The organism is Microbacterium insulae, from assembly GCF_042677065.1.
Classification (GTDB): Bacteria; Actinomycetota; Actinomycetes; order Actinomycetales; family Microbacteriaceae; genus Microbacterium; species Microbacterium insulae.
In genome coordinates, this window is record NZ_JBHTII010000001.1 from 84,983 (window position 1) to 100,082 (window position 15,100).

13 protein-coding genes are annotated in these 15,100 nt (G+C 70.4%); 3 read left to right on the forward strand and 10 right to left on the reverse strand.

Annotated features, from left to right (window positions below):
- Positions 1-8: 8 nt before the first annotated feature.
- A complete protein-coding gene (locus ACFQ0P_RS00435) occupies positions 9-377 on the reverse strand; it encodes an FKBP-type peptidyl-prolyl cis-trans isomerase (protein ID WP_204979778.1) in 369 nt (122 codons plus the stop codon).
- A gap of 169 nt (positions 378-546) precedes the next feature.
- Positions 547-1,758: a PrsW family intramembrane metalloprotease gene (locus ACFQ0P_RS00440; RefSeq protein WP_204979779.1), complete on the reverse strand. Its 1,212-nt coding sequence runs from the start codon at positions 1,756-1,758 to the stop codon at positions 547-549.
- A gap of 65 nt (positions 1,759-1,823) precedes the next feature.
- On the opposite strand from ACFQ0P_RS00440, the gene ACFQ0P_RS00445 reads away from it, so the two are divergent.
- Positions 1,824-2,687 carry a fumarylacetoacetate hydrolase family protein gene (locus tag ACFQ0P_RS00445; RefSeq protein WP_204979780.1) on the forward strand — a complete coding sequence of 288 codons (864 nt, stop codon included), beginning with the start codon at positions 1,824-1,826 and terminating at the stop codon, positions 2,685-2,687.
- Between the two features lie 51 nt (positions 2,688-2,738).
- Here the strand turns inward: ACFQ0P_RS00445 and ACFQ0P_RS00450 are convergent, their stop codons facing one another.
- The 5 genes from ACFQ0P_RS00450 to ACFQ0P_RS00470 all read right to left on the reverse strand — a co-directional run bounded on the left by ACFQ0P_RS00450 (position 2,739) and on the right by ACFQ0P_RS00470 (position 7,451).
- On the reverse strand, positions 2,739-3,179 hold the full coding sequence (locus ACFQ0P_RS00450) for a DUF4190 domain-containing protein (RefSeq protein WP_204979781.1): 441 nt from the start codon (positions 3,177-3,179) through the stop codon (positions 2,739-2,741).
- Positions 3,180-3,266: 87 nt separating this feature from the next.
- Positions 3,267-4,742 (reverse strand): aspartate ammonia-lyase, encoded by a 1,476-nt coding sequence (locus tag ACFQ0P_RS00455; protein WP_204979782.1) that lies wholly within the window; start codon positions 4,740-4,742, stop codon positions 3,267-3,269.
- A gap of 116 nt (positions 4,743-4,858) precedes the next feature.
- Positions 4,859-5,797: a phosphodiesterase gene (locus tag ACFQ0P_RS00460; protein ID WP_204979783.1), complete on the reverse strand. Its 939-nt coding sequence runs from the start codon at positions 5,795-5,797 to the stop codon at positions 4,859-4,861.
- A 32-nt stretch (positions 5,798-5,829) separates the two neighbouring features.
- Positions 5,830-6,162, reverse strand: a complete 333-nt coding sequence (locus ACFQ0P_RS00465) for a peptidase (protein ID WP_204979784.1) — start codon at positions 6,160-6,162, stop codon at positions 5,830-5,832.
- On the reverse strand, positions 6,159-7,451 hold the full coding sequence (locus ACFQ0P_RS00470; RefSeq protein WP_204979785.1) for an inorganic phosphate transporter: 1,293 nt from the start codon (positions 7,449-7,451) through the stop codon (positions 6,159-6,161). Before ACFQ0P_RS00470 ends, ACFQ0P_RS00465 begins: the two co-directional genes overlap by 4 nt.
- A gap of 188 nt (positions 7,452-7,639) precedes the next feature.
- On the opposite strand from ACFQ0P_RS00470, the gene ACFQ0P_RS00475 reads away from it, so the two are divergent.
- A complete protein-coding gene (locus ACFQ0P_RS00475) occupies positions 7,640-9,763 on the forward strand; it encodes a S9 family peptidase (protein ID WP_204979786.1) in 2,124 nt (707 codons plus the stop codon).
- Between the two features lie 636 nt (positions 9,764-10,399).
- The gene (locus ACFQ0P_RS00480; protein ID WP_378772322.1) at positions 10,400-10,816 is read left to right on the forward strand and encodes an endonuclease domain-containing protein; all 417 of its coding nucleotides are present in this window, start codon (positions 10,400-10,402) and stop codon (positions 10,814-10,816) included.
- Between the two features lie 123 nt (positions 10,817-10,939).
- Here ACFQ0P_RS00480 and ACFQ0P_RS00485 read toward each other — a convergent pair whose 3' ends face one another.
- The 3 genes from ACFQ0P_RS00485 to ACFQ0P_RS00495 form a co-directional block, all read right to left on the reverse strand.
- Positions 10,940-11,968, reverse strand: a complete 1,029-nt coding sequence (locus ACFQ0P_RS00485; protein ID WP_204979788.1) for an ATP-dependent 6-phosphofructokinase — start codon at positions 11,966-11,968, stop codon at positions 10,940-10,942.
- A 102-nt stretch (positions 11,969-12,070) separates the two neighbouring features.
- The gene (locus ACFQ0P_RS00490; protein WP_204979789.1) at positions 12,071-14,227 is read right to left on the reverse strand and encodes a DEAD/DEAH box helicase; all 2,157 of its coding nucleotides are present in this window, start codon (positions 14,225-14,227) and stop codon (positions 12,071-12,073) included.
- A gap of 202 nt (positions 14,228-14,429) precedes the next feature.
- On the reverse strand, positions 14,430-15,074 hold the full coding sequence (locus ACFQ0P_RS00495; RefSeq protein WP_204979790.1) for a hypothetical protein: 645 nt from the start codon (positions 15,072-15,074) through the stop codon (positions 14,430-14,432).
- Between the last annotated feature and the right edge of the window lie 26 nt (positions 15,075-15,100).

Consider the following 15,100-nt stretch of genomic DNA (forward strand, 5'->3'; position numbering starts at 1 on the left):
GCGTCGGATCAGCCGACGGCGATGAGGTCGATGATGAAGACGAGCGTCTTGCCGCCGAGGAAGTGGCCGCCGGCGGGGCCGTACGCCAGGTGCGGCGGGATGACAAGTTCGCGGCGACCGCCGACCTTCATGCCGGGGATGCCGTCCTGCCAGCCCTGGATGAGCCCGCGGAGGGGGAACTGGATGCTCTCGCCGCGGTTCCAGGACGAGTCGAACTCCTCGCCGGACTCGTACTCGACGCCCGCGTAGTGGACGGTCACGGTGTCGCCGGGCTTGGCCTCGGCGCCGTCTCCGACGATGAGGTCGCGGATCACGAGCTCGCTCGGAGCCGGTCCTTCGGGGGCGTCGAACTCGGGCTTGGTGCGGTCAGCAGTCATGCGTCCATCCAACCCGAGGCGGTAGCCCGGGTCAAACGACACCACCCGTGACAAGACTCAGCGCCCGGTGCCGCGGCGATGCCTGCGTGACGACCGAGCGCTGAGTTGGCCTGCCATCAGGATGCCGGGGCGGGTGCGAAGGTGTCAAGACCCCGGCCGGCGACCGCTGCTACGGAGCGAACAGAGCGGCGCGCGCCGCCACCGCCCTCTGAAGCAGCACGGCCTCGTCCTCCGCGGCGTGCGGATCGCGCCCGCTGATCGCCCGCTGCCGCGCCGCCGCGAGCGCAGTGGCGTCGGCGATGAACCTCTTCATCAGCGCCGTGCGGTCGCCGCGCAGCGTCGAGGCCCACGCCAGCCCCGCCCTGCGGCCCGCCCCCGTTGCGAGCATGTCGGCCTCCTGCGGCGTGAACCATCCGGCGCTCGCGTACTCGCCGAGTCGGCGTCGTGTCAGGCGCGACTCCTCGCGACGCAGAGCGATGATGCCCAGGATGAAACCGACGAAGAGTGGCACCTGGAGCGTCCAGTAGAGGCTCCAGAAGTCGCCGAGGACGGCCGAGGCGTTCCAGATCGCGTGGAGGACGGTCGCGCCGGCCATGCCGGCGATCCAGGGGCCGAGCGCCCGTCCGGCGCTCGCTCCCCGCCGGGCGGCCAGGCCGAGCGCGAATCCCGTGACGCTGGTGAACATGACGTGCGCGAACGGCGAGAGGATGCCGCGCACGAAGAACGTCGCGGTGGCGTCGGCCGCGCCGCCTTCCAGGAAGCTCACCGCGAAGTACTGGATGTTCTCGGTGAAGGCGAAGCCCGCGCCGACGAGTGCGCCGTACACGATGCCGTCCACCGGGCCGTCGAACGCGCGCCTGGCGGCGAGGAAGATGATGTAGACGCCGAGCCCCTTGCCGAACTCCTCCACGATCGGCGCCTGCACGACGGCCGACATCACCTCTGCCGCGGGCGCGGACGACGAGCCGAACGCCAGCGCGAGCAGAGCATCGACGCCGAGGGCGATCCCGACCGCGGCGATCGCGCCCCACGCGACCGCGAAGATCACGAGGTTGAGCGGTTCGGGCTCCCACCGGTCGACGAGGCGCACCGCGAGCAGCACGCCGGCGAGGGGCACGAGGGCGAGCACCATTCCGATGAGCGACGCGACGGGTCCGATCGCCTGGAGGAAGTACCCGACCAGGACCACGAGGACGATGACGAGGATGCCGGCGATCCAGACGGGCGCGGTGCGCCCGCGGCGCGCCGGCACGGGCACACCCGCGAGCGCGGCGGTGGTGGTCGGGATCGCGGCCGGGGCGCCGTGGCGCGGCTGGGCGAGGGCGGACGGGAAGTCGGGCGGCACCAGCGAGGGCCGGCCGTCGCCGGGCGCGTGCGTCATGCGCTCAGCCTACGGCCCCTCGCGACGGCTGCGATCGCGTCCCGCGCGGCCGGTAGGTTGGAGGAATGCGTTTCGCCCACGTGCTCCCGGCGGGGTCGGACGACCCTCGGCTCGTCCTCGTCGACGGTGATGACGGCGTGTTCGTCGATGAACTGTGGGACGAGGCCCCGAGCCGGCTCGAGGCGCTCATCGCCGGCGGCGACCCCCTGCTTCAGCGCGTGCGCGAGGCCGCCGGCGCGGGGACGCGGCATCCGCTCGCCGGACGGCGGTTCGCCTCGGCGCTGCTGGACCCGCCCGTCATCCTCGCGATCGGCCTCAACTACGCCGCCCACTCGAGCGAACTGGGCCTCAAGACCGACTCGACGCCGACCGTGTTCGTGCTGTGGCCGAACTCGCTCACGGGGCACGATGCGACCACGACCTGGCCCCGCACGCTGAGCGAGTCGGTGGACTACGAGGCGGAGCTCGGCGTCATCATCGGCACGCCCGCGAAGGACGTCTCGGCCGACCACGCGCTCGACCACGTGTGGGGCTACACGGTCGTCAACGACATCACGGCGCGCGACATCCAGTACTCCGAGGCGCAGTGGTCCCGCTGCAAGTCGTTCGACGGCTTCACGCCGACCGGCCCGTTCGTGGTGACGAAGGACGAGGTCCCCGACCCGCAGGATCTGCACATCTGGACCGTCCTGGACGGACACACGATGCAGGATGCCTCGACCGCCCAGATGGTGCGCCCGGTGTCGACCCTCATCGCGCATCTGTCGAAGTCGGCGACGCTGCTTCCCGGAACGCTCATCTCCACCGGATCACCCGGCGGCGCGGGCTACTCCCGCGACCCGCAGGTCTTCCTTCGGGACCATTCGACGGTCACCGTCGGCATCGACGGGATCGGCGAGCTCACCACGCACTGCCGCATCGTCGGCTGACGACGAGACGGCGGCACCCCCGAAGGGATGCCGCCGTCACAGGAAGAACGCTCAGCGGTTGATGGTGCCGCAGTCCACGGGGACGCCGCGCACCTCGACCGTGCCGTCGAAGCCGACGGCCTGACATGCCTGGAAGACCTCGCCCGAGAGCGTCACGAGCGGGACGACGACCGCGAACACGAGGATCAGTCCCAGCACCATCAGCACGATGCTGATGATGATCGCGGCGACCGCCCATCCGTTCTTGTGGCCGGCCTTGCGGCTCTGCACGAGGGCGACGATGCCGAGGATCAGCGCGATGAGCTGCACGAAGAACGACAGGATGAACGCGACGATGCCCATCGTCCGCCCGGGGATCGCGGCGTTCGCCGGCGGCGCCGCGGCGGGCGGCGGTGCGGCGGCGTACTGCGGCTGTGCGCCGGGTGCCTGCCCGTAGGCGGGCGGTGCGGGCGGGACGTTCGACGGGTCGTTGGGGTTCTGCGGGTCGGTCATGGGTTTCCTCTCGCGTAGCGCTGGGAACGACCGTATCGGCCCGCGCGCGGCACGGGCAATCACCGCGACGTCGCGGCGCGTCGCGGATCAGATCTGCGGGTCGTCGACGAGGGGTTCCTCCCGCTGCGGGACGATGGGGATCGCCGCGGTGATCGCCTCGAGCCCCGAAAGCCGGGCCGGCGAGAGCTGCTTGGTCACTTCATCGCGCGACATCAGCCCCGCCTCGACGACAAGGTCGGCGACGTTGCGCCCGGTGAGCAGCGCCGTCTTCGCCAGCGCCGCCGCCGCCGAGTAGCCGATGAAGGGCGTGAGGGCCGTGATGACACCGACGGATGCCCCGACCATCGCCCCGAGACGCTCCCGGTTCGCGGTGATGCCCTCGACGCAATTCACGCGCAGGGTGTGCATGCCACGACGCATCCACGTGATCGACTGGAAGATCGAGTGGGCGATCACGGGCTCGAACGCGTTGAGCTGGAGCTGGCCGCCCTCGACGGCCATCGTCACGGTCAGGTCGGCGCCCGCGACGGCGAAAGCGATCTGGTTGACGACCTCAGGAATGACGGGGTTGACCTTGCCGGGCATGATGCTCGACCCCGCCTGACGTGCAGGAAGGTTGATCTCCCCGAGCCCCGCCTGCGGGCCCGACGACAGCAGCCGCAGGTCGTTGCAGATCTTGGAGAGCTTGATCGCGTTGCGCTTGAGCGAGGACGAGAACGACATGAACGCACCCGTGTCGCTCGTGGACTCCACCAGGTCGGTGGCCAGGTCCAGATCGAGGCCGGTGATGTCGCGAAGGTGTCCCAGCACCGCCTTGCTGTAGTCGGGGTGCGTGGTGATTCCGGTGCCGATCGCGGTCGCGCCCATGTTGATCTCATAGAGCAGGTAGGCGTTCTCGTTGAGTCGGCTGTAGTCCTCGCCGAGGGTCGTGGCGAACCCGTGGAACTCCTGCCCCAGCGTCATCGGCACGGCGTCCTGCAGCTGCGTCCGGCCGACCTTGAGCACGTCGTGGAACTCGACCGCCTTCTCCAGGAACGCCCGGCGGAGCAGGTCGAGCTCCTCCAGCAGTGTCTGCAGGTCGAGCCCGAGACCGACCTTGATCGCCGTCGGATACACGTCGTTCGTCGACTGACTGCGGTTGGTGTGGTCGATGGGAGACAGGTAGGCGTAGTCGCCCTTCTCCCGGCCGGCGAGCTCGAGGGCGATGTTGGTGATGACCTCGTTCGCGTTCATGTTCGTCGAGGTCCCGGCGCCGCCCTGGATCACCCCCACCACGAACTGCTCGTGGAACTGCCCGTCGATGACGAGCTGCGCGGCACGATCGATCAGGTCGGCCTTCTCGGCGCTGAGCACGCCGATGTCGCGGTTCGCGCGCGCAGATGCCTGCTTGACCATCGCGAGCGCCCGGACCAGATCCTTGTACACCGAGATCGGTCGCTTCGAGATCGGGAAGTTCTCGAGCGCCCGAGCGGTGTGGATGCCCCAGTACGCGTCGGCGGGGATCTCGAGGGATCCGAGGGAGTCGGTCTCGGTGCGGGTGCGCGTCATTGCGTCCAAAGCCATGGTGATGATCCTCGTGGGTTGGTCACGGCGGTGTGGGATGCCTCAACCCTACGCGGGCGCGCCGCGCCGCACGGTGTACGCCGGGTACAGCGGTGACGTCGACATGTACATCGGGTCTATCGGCCGGGCTTGCGGGAGAAGGCCTCGAGGCGTTCGTCCGGGGTGAGCTTCGACATCCGCTCCACCCAGTCCGCTGAGAAGTAGTCGCCCGTCGGCGCGTCGACGACGGGCACGACGGAGTGCGTGATCGTGGAGTCGTAGACGTGGACGAGGTGGAACGACTGACCGGCGTCCATGCCGTTGACCTCGACGGCGGGACGCGCGAGGTTCATCGTGTAGCAGGTCGCTGCGGCGACGCTCACCGGAACTCCGGCGAACGTGCCGCTCGTCGAGTAGTGCAGGTGCCCCGCGAGGATCCCCCGTACGTCGGTGCCGGCGATCACGTCGGCAAGCCGGCCCTGGTCGCGCAGTTCGAGGATGTCGAACAGCGGGATGTGCGACGGGAGCGGCGGATGGTGCAGCGCGAGCAGCGTGCCCAGCGGTGCGGGCACGGCGAGCACTCCGGCGAGCCACGCGAGCTGTGCGGCGTCGAGGTCGCCGTGATGCCATCCGGGAACGGTCGTGTCCAGCGCGATCAGCCGCAGCCCGTCGAGGTCCCACACCACCGTCACGGGCTCCTCGGTCGGCGCGAGGCCGAGCAGTCCGCTACGGAGGGCGGCGCGCTCGTCATGATTGCCGGCCACCCACGCCACCGGCGCGTCGAGCCGGGCCGCGACGGGCTCGACCGCCGTGCGCAGCGCCGCATAGGCCTCGGGCTCGCCGAGGTCGGTGAGGTCTCCGGTGAACACGATCGCATCGGGCCGCACGCCGGTGGCCTCGACCGCCTCGAGGGTGCGCGCGAGGTTGGCTGCGGTGTCGAACCGGCCCGCCAGCGCACGGTTCGCCGCGAGCAGGTGGGTGTCGCTCAGGTGCAGCAGCGTGCGACGCGCGGGAGGGTACTGGCCGAAGGAGGCGGATGCCGCGCCGGCGGCGTCGGCGGAGGGCGTGGCGACCATGCCCACAGCCTACGACCGGTCTCCGACCGCGCTCAGTGGTTGAAGACGATGAGCAGCAGGCCGCCCAGCACCGCGGCCCCCGCGACGGCGAAGGAGAGATAGGCGCCCACGAGTGCGAGCCGCTTCTGCCCCTCGGTGAGCGGGCTCTTCTTCGCCGCCTTCGCCGCCGCCTTCTCGGCCCGGCGGGCCTCCTTCTCGGAGATGACCGTGATGGCGTCGGTGAATTCGGCGGGAGCGACCACGGGCGAGCGGCCTGCCCGCACGAGGAGCCGGAGACCGGTCGAGTACGCCGTGACGACGACGGTCGCCGCGAGGAAGGCGGCGACGAAGACCTGCACGAAGGCGAGCCAGTCGATGACGATCACGGGCGGCCCCCGCTCTTCGGGCCGCGCGCGGATCGCTCCGCCGCCTTGGCCTCACGCTTGGCCGCCGCGTCGTCCGCGGCGAGGCGTCGTGCCTCCTTGCGGGCGAGGGCGCGCTGGCGCCGTGTCGGAGGGGGATTGCGCTTCACCTTGACCGCCTTGCCGGAGTCGGCGACCTCGCTCATGGCGTTGGAGGCGTTCACCTGGTCGCGCCGCGAGCGCAGGAAGAGCCCGAGGATGATCACGACGGCCAGCACCGCGTCGATCGCGATCCCCCAGAACCCGAACCAGACGACGAGCAGGGAGGCGAATGCGCCCACTGCCCCGGCGGCGGGAAGCGTCAGGATCCAGCCGACCATGATGCGTCCCGCGGTGCGCCACCGCACCTGGGATCCGCGGCGACCGAGACCCGAGCCGATCACCGACCCCGACGCGACCTGAGTGGTGGAGAGCGCGAAGCCGAGGGCGCTCGAGGCGAGGATCGTCGAGGCCGTCGAGCTCTCGGCGGCGAAGCCCTGCGCGGGCTTGACGTCGGTCAGACCCTTGCCGAGCGTGCGGATGATGCGCCACCCGCCCATGTACGTGCCGAGGGCGATGGTCACGGCGCACGCGACGATGACCCACAGCTGCGGCTCGGAGCTGGTCTGCAGGCCCACCGTGATGAGGAGGAGCGTGATGACGCCCATCGTCTTCTGCGCGTCGTTCGTGCCGTGCGCGAGGGCGACCAGCGAGGACGTGAAGATCTGTCCGACGCGGAATCCGTCGCGCCCGTCGGGTTTGCTGTCGTAGCGCCGGGTGATGGCGTAGGCGAGCTTCGTGGCCGTGAAGGCGATGATGCCGGCCGTGAGCGGGGCGATGACCGCCGGAAGGATGACCTTCGAGACCACGACGCTGAAGTTGACCGCCGTCGCGCCGACGCCGACGATGGTGGCCCCGATGAGACCGCCGAACAGCGCGTGGGACGAGCTGGATGGCAGGCCCAGGAGCCACGTGATCATGTTCCACGTGATCGCCCCGATGAGTCCGGCGAAGATCACCGCCGGAAGAATCGACGAGGCGATGTCGCCCTCGTTGATGATCCCGCCCGAGATCGTCTTGGCGACCTCCGTGGACAGGAAGGCGCCGACGAGGTTCAGCACCGCCGCCAGCAGAACCGCGACCTTCGGCTTGAGGGCGCCGGTGGCGATGGGCGTGGCCATCGCGTTGGCGGTGTCGTGGAAGCCGTTCGTGAAGTCGAAGAACAGCGCCAGTGCGATCGTCAGCACGACGACGATGATGGTTGCGGTTTCCACCGTTCGCTTTCCGTAAAGGGATGTGGATGTGGTGCCGACGAGATCGGCGTGACGAACGAACAGTTCACCCAGAGTTCAGGAACCGGCAACCGGCCAGGAGAATCCTTACACCGCCTCGGCGCCGGGTCAACTTGGAGGGGCGCACTCTCAGCGACCGCACGACGGCCCGACCCGGCTAGCGTGGAAGCGTGACTCATCCCGACGCCTCCGCCGCAGCATCCGTCCCCGTCGCCGAGCCTCGTCCCGTCGTCCGCAGCCATCACGGCGACGACGTCGAGGACCGCTACGAGTGGCTTCGCGCGAAGGACGACGCGGCCGTCATCGCCCACCTCGAGGCCGAGAACGCCTACACCCAGCAGCGCACCGCGCACCTGGAAGCCCTGCGCGGACGCGTCTTCGACGAGATCAAGGCCCGCACGCTCGAGACCGACCTGTCCGTGCCCACGCGGCGCGGCGACTGGTGGTACTACGGCCGCACCGTGGAGGGAAAGCAGTACGGCATCCAGTGCCGTGCCCCGCTCGCGTCCCCCGACGACTGGACGCCGCCGGAGCTGTCGCCCGACGCCGAAGTCCCCGGCGAGCAGATCCTCCTCGACGGCAACGTGGAGGCCGAGGGCCACGAGTTCTTCTCCCTCGGCAGCTTCGAGATCTCCACCGACGGACGGCTCATGCTCTACGGCGTCGACGTCGCGGGCGACGAGCGCTACACCGTGCGGGTCCGCGACGTCATCAGCGGCGAGCAGCTGCCCGACGAGATCCCCGGCACGTTCGCCGGCGCGACGTTCTCCCCCGACGGGCGCTTCATCGTCTACACCACCGTCGACGACGCCTGGCGACCCGACACCGTCTGGCTGCACGAGCTCGGGACACCGGTCGAGGCGGACGCGAAGCTCTTCCACGAGCCCGACGAGCGCTACTGGGTCGGCGCGGGGTTCACCCGCAGCGACCGGTTCCTCATGATCGAGGTGGGCTCGTCGATCACGTCCGAGGAGTGGATCCTGGATGCCGCGGACCTCCGCGCCGAGCCGCGCGTGGTGTGGCCGCGCTCGGAGGGCGTCGAGTACGAGTCGTCGCACGCGGTCGTCGGCGGCGAGGACGTGCTGTTCGTTCTCCACAATGACGGCGCCCTGGACTTCGAACTCGTGCGGGTCGCGGCATCCGACCCCTCCGGAGAGCGGACGGTCGTGATCGAGCACCGTCCCGGACACCGGCTGCTCGGCGTGTCGACGTTCCGCGACTGGGGCGTGGTGGGCTACCGCCGCGGCGGGCTCGCCCGACTCGGACTGCTCGACTACGCATCCGGCGCCGTGGAAGAGCTCGAGTTCGATGAGCCGCTGTACGCGGTCGGATCGGGCGGCAACCCCGAGTGGGCGCCGCCGCTGCTTCGGATCGGCTACGGGTCGTTCATCACGCCCGGAACCGTCTACGACTACGAGATCGCGACGGGCGAGCTGCTCCTGCGGAAGCGCCAGCCGGTGCTCGGCGGCTACGACCCCGCCGACTACGCCCAGGCACGCGTGTGGGCGCCCGCCACCGACGGCACCCGGATTCCGATCTCGCTCGTCTGGAAGCGTTCCTTCGGCGAGGCCGGCGCCGAGCCGCGCCCTCTCCACCTCTACGGCTACGGGTCGTACGAGCACTCGATCGAACCGGGGTTCTCGGTGCCGCGCCTGTCGGAGCTCGACCGCGGCGTCGTGTTCGCCGTCGCCCACGTGCGCGGCGGGGGCGAGATGGGCCGGCAGTGGTACGAGGACGGCAAGCTGCTCGCGAAGCGCAACACATTCACCGACTTCGTCGACTGCGCGCGCCACCTCGTCGACGCGGGCTACACGACGCCGGACCGCATGGTCGCCGAGGGCGGATCGGCCGGTGGACTCCTCATGGGCGCCGTGGCGAACCTCGCGCCCGAGCTCTTCGCCGGCGTGCTCGCGGACGTGCCGTTCGTGGACGCCCTGACGACGATCCTCGACCCGTCGCTCCCCCTCACGGTGATCGAGTGGGACGAGTGGGGCGACCCGCTGCACGACGCCGACGTCTATGCCTACATGAAGTCGTACTCGCCGTACGAGAACGTGCGGACGGATGCCGCGTACCCGAAGATCCTCGCCGTCACCTCGCTCAATGACACGCGCGTGCTGTACGTCGAGCCCGCCAAGTGGGTCGCGCGACTGCGCGAGGTCGGCGCGGACGCTCTGCTGAAGTGCGAGATGGTCGCCGGCCACGGCGGCGTCTCCGGCCGCTACAACGCGTGGCGGGAGCGGGCGTTCGAACTCGCGTGGCTCCTCGACGTCCTCGGCGTCGCCGACGCCTGACGCGGCGGGATGCCTCGGCCGAGGCATCCCCTCCCGTGCCCGCGGCCGCCGGCAGGAGATCTGCCCGGCTCAGGACCTACAGCCCGCGAATGCTCCTGCCTGGCGCGGATCTCCTGATTCGGGACGCCCCCTCCCCAGCCGGCGGCCCGAAGGCAAATCTCCACAGCTGAGCGCCGGAGCCGCGTCACCAGTGGGGCGCAGCCGCATGCTTGGCAGGTGCCCCGCGACATCGCCAACTGGGTCCGCCGTCACGGCGGCGTCGTCCACTCGTCGATCGCGCGACGAGGCGGCTACTCTCGCCATGATGCGCTCAAAGCGGTAGAGTCCGGGCACCTCCAGCGGGTTCGCCGATCCTGGCTCACCACCCCCGACTGCGATCCGGAGCGCCGTGCGGCTGCCGAGGTCGGGGGTCGCGCGACCTGTGTGAGCGCCACCCGCCTCATGGGATTGTGGACGCCCGATCATGACGAGCCCCATGTATCGCTGCCACCTCATGCGTCGCGGTTCGACGCCAGCGGAATGGTCGTCCACTGGGCAGTGGGTCCCGTGCCGCTTCCCCGAACGGCCGCGGACGAGCCACTCCTGAATGTCCTCTTACAGGTTGCTCGGTGCCTCCCCCGAGCGAGCGCCTTGGCCGTGTGGGAGTCCGCGCTCAGCCGCAAGCTCACAGATCCGCTGCTGCTCGCCGCCGTGCCGTGGACCTCTCCCTCGGCACGCGCGCTCGCCGACGTCGCGGGCATCCTCTCCGACTCCGGCGTCGAGACCCACTTCATCGAACTCATGCGTGCGGCCGGCGTGGCAGTGCGCCAGCAGGTATGGGTGGACGGGCATCCGCTCGACGGGCTGATCGGCGACCGCCTCGCCATCCAGCTCGACGGCTTCGCGCACCATCGCGCTGCTGATCGCAGGCGCGACATCGCAGCCGACGCCCGGCTCCTGCTCAGGGGATTCCACGTCTTGCGGTTCGACTATCAGCAAGTCCTCTTCGATCCCGGTCACGTGACAGCGACAATCCTGACCGCGATGGCACAGGGCCTCCACCGCCCTCGGTGACCGCAGCCGGACTCAGGAGATCTCCCCCTGTCAGGACCAAACCCCGAGATCTCGTCCTGACTCGGGCAGAACTCCTGACGAGGGCGCGGAAAGGGATGCCTCGGGCCGAGGCATCCACGAAGCTCAGCCGAAGAGGGCGGCGGCCTCTTCGTAGCGGTGCAGCGGAACCGTGTTCAGCTCGCCGAGGGCGTCGGCGAAGGGCACGCGCACGATGTCGGTGCCGCGCATCGCGACCATCTGCCCCCAGGCGCCGGCGACCACGGCGTCGGCCGCGTGCAGGCCGAGCCGCGTCGCGAGGACGCGGTCGAAGCCCGAGGGCGAACCGCCGCGCTGGATGTGGCCGAGCACGGTGGCACGCGTCTCGATGCCGGTGATCCGCTCGATCTCGGGGGCCAGCACCTCGCTGATGCCGCCGAGCCGCGGACGGTTGAACGCGTCGAGGCCCTTGTCGGAATACGCCTCGTCCTGCCCCTTGAGCTTGAATCCTTCCGACACCACGATCAGCGGCGCGCGGCCGCGATCGTGCGCGCGGGACACGAGCGCGGCGATCTCGTCGATCGACATCGGCACCTCGGGGATGCAGATCGCGTGCGCGCCCGCGGCCATGCCCGCGTGCAGCGCGATCCAGCCGACGTGCCGGCCCATCACCTCGGCGACCATGCACCGCTGATGCGAGTCGCCGGTGGTGCGCAGACGATCCATCGCATCCGTCGCGATGTTCACCGCGGTGTCGAAGCCGAAGGAGTAGTCCGTCGCGCGCAGGTCGTTGTCGATCGTCTTCGGGACACCGATCACGTTGATGCCGTCGTTCGCGAGCCGGTTCGCCGCCGCGAGGGTCCCTTCGCCGCCGATCGCGATGATGCCGTCGAGGCGATGGCCGTACATCGTCTTCGCGATGTTCTCGGCGCCGCCGCGCGGGCCCTCGTAGGGGTTGGTGCGGCTGGTGCCGAGGATCGTGCCGCCGACCTTCGACAGACCCTTCACCTCGTGCCGCGTGAGGGGGAAGAAGTCGCCGTCGACCACCCCGCGCCAGCCGTCGCGGATGCCCACGAACTCGAGGTCGTACGCCGTCGTGCCCTTCAGCACGACGCCGCGGATGACCGCGTTGAGCCCGGGACAATCGCCGCCGCTCGTCAGGATGCCGATCTTCATAGCTGTGTTCCTCGCTGTCGGGACAAGAGAGTCGGCGACGCTGCCTCACCTGACATTAGTGCCGGATGCCGCGGCCTGCCACACGGCGACCGCGGCGTCCGCTCACTCGGCGCCGAGCGCCTGACGGGTGAGGTGCATCAGGGCCGAGAGCTGCACCGAGTCGCTGGACTGCGGGTCGACGGCCTGGCCGTCGAGCGCCCGCTGGGCGAGGCCCTGCTTGGAGTCGATCAGCTCGGCGATCTTCGTGTCGATGGTGTGCGCCGCGATGATGCGCCACGCCGTCACGGGCTCGTCCTGTCCGATGCGGTGGACGCGGTCGATCGCCTGCGTCTGCTCCGCCGCCGTCCACGACAGCTCCGCGAGCACCACGTTCGACGCCGCCTGCATGTTCAGTCCGACGCCGGCCGCCGTCAGCGAGCACACCGCGATCCCCACCGCGGGGTCGTTGTTGAAGTCGTCGATGGCCTGCTGGCGCACCGGCGTGGTCTGGTCGCCGCGGATCGACACCGTCCGCAGCCCGGCGCCGGCGAAGTGGTTCTCCGCAGCATCCATCACGTCGATGTGCTTGGCGAAGAAGACGACCTTGCCCACCGACCGCTGGAGCTGCACGGCGTAGTCGGCCGCGAGCAGCGCCTTGGCCTGGCCGATCTTGCGGACCATCGTGAAGACGTTCTCGGAACCGGTGCCGGCCGCCTTGGACTCGTCGAGCTCGTTCTGGGCGACGAGGCGCACGATGTCGGAGTCGACCTCTCCCGGGGCGAGGCCGCGGTCGCCGCGGGCCTCGATGATCCGGCGGTAGCGGGCGGCGAGCCGCTCGCCCAGCTCGCGCTCGGCCTGGCGGATCGAGCGGCCGAACTCGTCGTCCAGCTCCACCGGCAGGTCGGCGATGAGCTTGTCGGGCAGGTCGGCGGCGACATCCTTCTTCTTGCGCCGCACGATGCCCATCGAGATCACGGCGTCGCGCGCCTCGGGATAGAACGCCTTGTCGGCCGGCGTGAGGCCGGTCTCGTCGAGCTTCTCCATGAGCGCGGGCCCGGGCTTCTCGCCGGTCGTCCAGCCCAGGAACCGCCAGATCGCGTCGAAGTCCTCGACGTCGTTGATGAGCGGCGTACCCGTGAGCGCGAGCAGGAGCGGGTCGCGCACCTGCTCGCGGATGCGGGTCGCGAGCGCCAGCACGTTCTGCGAGCGCTGCGAGGTGAGGTTCTTGATGAAGTGGGCCTCGTCGACGACCATGCCCTTGAGGCCGAGGTCGCCGAGCCACGACAGGTGCCGGTCGAGCACCTCGTAGTTCACGATGAACACGTCGGCGAACGCGTCGATGCCCTCGCCGTCACCGTGGATGACGGTCGCGCGGCGCTGCGGAGTCCAGCGCTCGACCTCGCGTGCCCAGTTCATCTTCACGACGTTGGGGACGACGGCCAGCAGCGGGTACGCACCGGCGACGGATGCTGCGAGCACCGACTCCGCGGTCTTCCCGAGACCCGGCTCATCGGCGAGCAGGAAGGTGCGGTGTCCGCGTCGGACCGCCTCGAGGAACCGCGACTGGTGCGGCATGACCTCGAGGCCCTTCGGCGAGAGGCGGTCGAACTCGGGCACGCCGGGCAGCTCCATCGTCGCCGCGCCGCCGCCGGCGCCCGTCTCGAACGCCTTGTACAGGGGCCCCATGAGCTCCCAGCCGTCCAGCCGGCGTCGCGGCGTCTCCTTGGGCGTGCGCAGCGAGAGGTCGGGTGCGAGGAAAGGATGGGCCTCACGGCGAGCCTCGACCTGCGGCGGCACGACCTGGCGCTCGGCCAGCGCGGCCGGCACGACGGGCGCCGCGAGCGGGGGGAGGTCGGTGATGATGAGTTCGTCGGGCGGCAGCTCGGCGCCCGATTCGAGCAGCCAGTCCCGGCGCATCCGACGTGCGACCGGCGAGGCGGCCTGGTCGACCTCGAGCAGCTGGATGAGGGAGGTGTCGCGCGCGGCCGTCTTGGCGAGGATCGTGGCGACGCCGTCGAGCCGCTTGAGCAGCTCGGCGCGCGCGGCATCCGTCACGGACGTGTCGGCCTTCACACGCGCGCGCTCCTCGCGCACGAGGAAGGCGATCACCTGGAACTTGACGCGGTTGGTGGGCCCGAGCTTGCCGCGCTGGGCCTTGGCCTCGACCTCGCGGACCTTGCGAGCGAGGATCGGGATGATGGGCGCCTCGTCGTCGCGGCGGGCGGAAGACGACTTCCGGCGTCGCTGAGCGGACGTCTGGGCGGGTGCCGTGGGCGGCATGCTCCTCCTGAGCGTGTGTGCCGGCGGACCGGCGGCGATCGGCGCGAGGGCCGAGACTGCTGCGATGCTCCCGCGGGCGGCGCGGACGCCGTCGCGAACGCGGGACGGGTGCTCTCGCCGGCGGTCGCGGGCACTCGCTTCAGCGAGCTGCGGCTTCGACGGACGGAATCCCCTGCGGCACAGTCTAGCGGACCGGGGAGCGCTAGCCCCAGAGCGTGGCGACGATGTCTTCCGTGTAGCCCACGGGCGAGAAGTTGATCCACGAGGTCGCCACCCACGCACCCCCGCCGAGGTAGTGCGTCTCGCCGGTGGCGTACTCCGCGTCGTCGAGCGTGATGCCCTTCTCCTCGAATCGGCAGATGGTGCCCTCGGCGAGCGGCTCGCAGGCCATCCCCTGGGCGACGAGCTCGTCCCCGATGAGCTCGGCCTGCGCGGAGTCGACCGCGGTGACGTTGGTCGCGAGGCCGTACTCGCCGGGCGCTCCCCACGAGCAGCGGAGCGTCGCGGGCGACTCGTCGATGATCTGGGAGAGGCTCGCGACCTGGGTCGACAGCATGGTCACGCCGGGGTCGTTGAGCGGCGGGTTGTCGGCCTCGAGGCTGGAGAGCATCGCCGGCGAGTAGATCTCGGCGCACTCGCCGGGCACCTCGAATCCGGCGTCCGGCAGCTCGGTCTCGATCGGCGAGGGCGTCGGCCCGCCTGGACGCGGCGACACCGACGGCGTCGCGCTGGGGCTCCCCCCCGGACCCGGCTCAGGGGCGCAGCCCACCGCGAGCGCGGCGGTGACCACGAGAACGGCGAGCGCGCCGGCGCCGTGGAACACGATCCGTCGACGGTCGATCGTCATCGGGAACCTCCGTGGTCGTGGGGACG

Excerpts from the sequence above, each read along its gene's own strand:
- ACFQ0P_RS00435 (WP_204979778.1), bottom strand. The coding sequence starts at position 377 with ATGACTGCTGACCGCACCAAGCCCGAGTTCGACGCCCCCGAAGGACCG.
- ACFQ0P_RS00440 (WP_204979779.1), bottom strand. The coding sequence starts at position 1,758 with ATGACGCACGCGCCCGGCGACGGCCGGCCCTCGCTGGTGCCGCCCGAC.
- ACFQ0P_RS00445 (WP_204979780.1), top strand. The coding sequence starts at position 1,824 with ATGCGTTTCGCCCACGTGCTCCCGGCGGGGTCGGACGACCCTCGGCTC.
- ACFQ0P_RS00450 (WP_204979781.1), bottom strand. The coding sequence starts at position 3,179 with ATGACCGACCCGCAGAACCCCAACGACCCGTCGAACGTCCCGCCCGCA.
- ACFQ0P_RS00455 (WP_204979782.1), bottom strand. The coding sequence starts at position 4,742 with ATGGCTTTGGACGCAATGACGCGCACCCGCACCGAGACCGACTCCCTC.
- ACFQ0P_RS00460 (WP_204979783.1), bottom strand. The coding sequence starts at position 5,797 with ATGGTCGCCACGCCCTCCGCCGACGCCGCCGGCGCGGCATCCGCCTCC.
- ACFQ0P_RS00485 (WP_204979788.1), bottom strand. The coding sequence starts at position 11,968 with ATGAAGATCGGCATCCTGACGAGCGGCGGCGATTGTCCCGGGCTCAAC.
- ACFQ0P_RS00490 (WP_204979789.1), bottom strand. The coding sequence starts at position 14,227 with ATGCCGCCCACGGCACCCGCCCAGACGTCCGCTCAGCGACGCCGGAAG.
- ACFQ0P_RS00495 (WP_204979790.1), bottom strand. The coding sequence starts at position 15,074 with ATGACGATCGACCGTCGACGGATCGTGTTCCACGGCGCCGGCGCGCTC.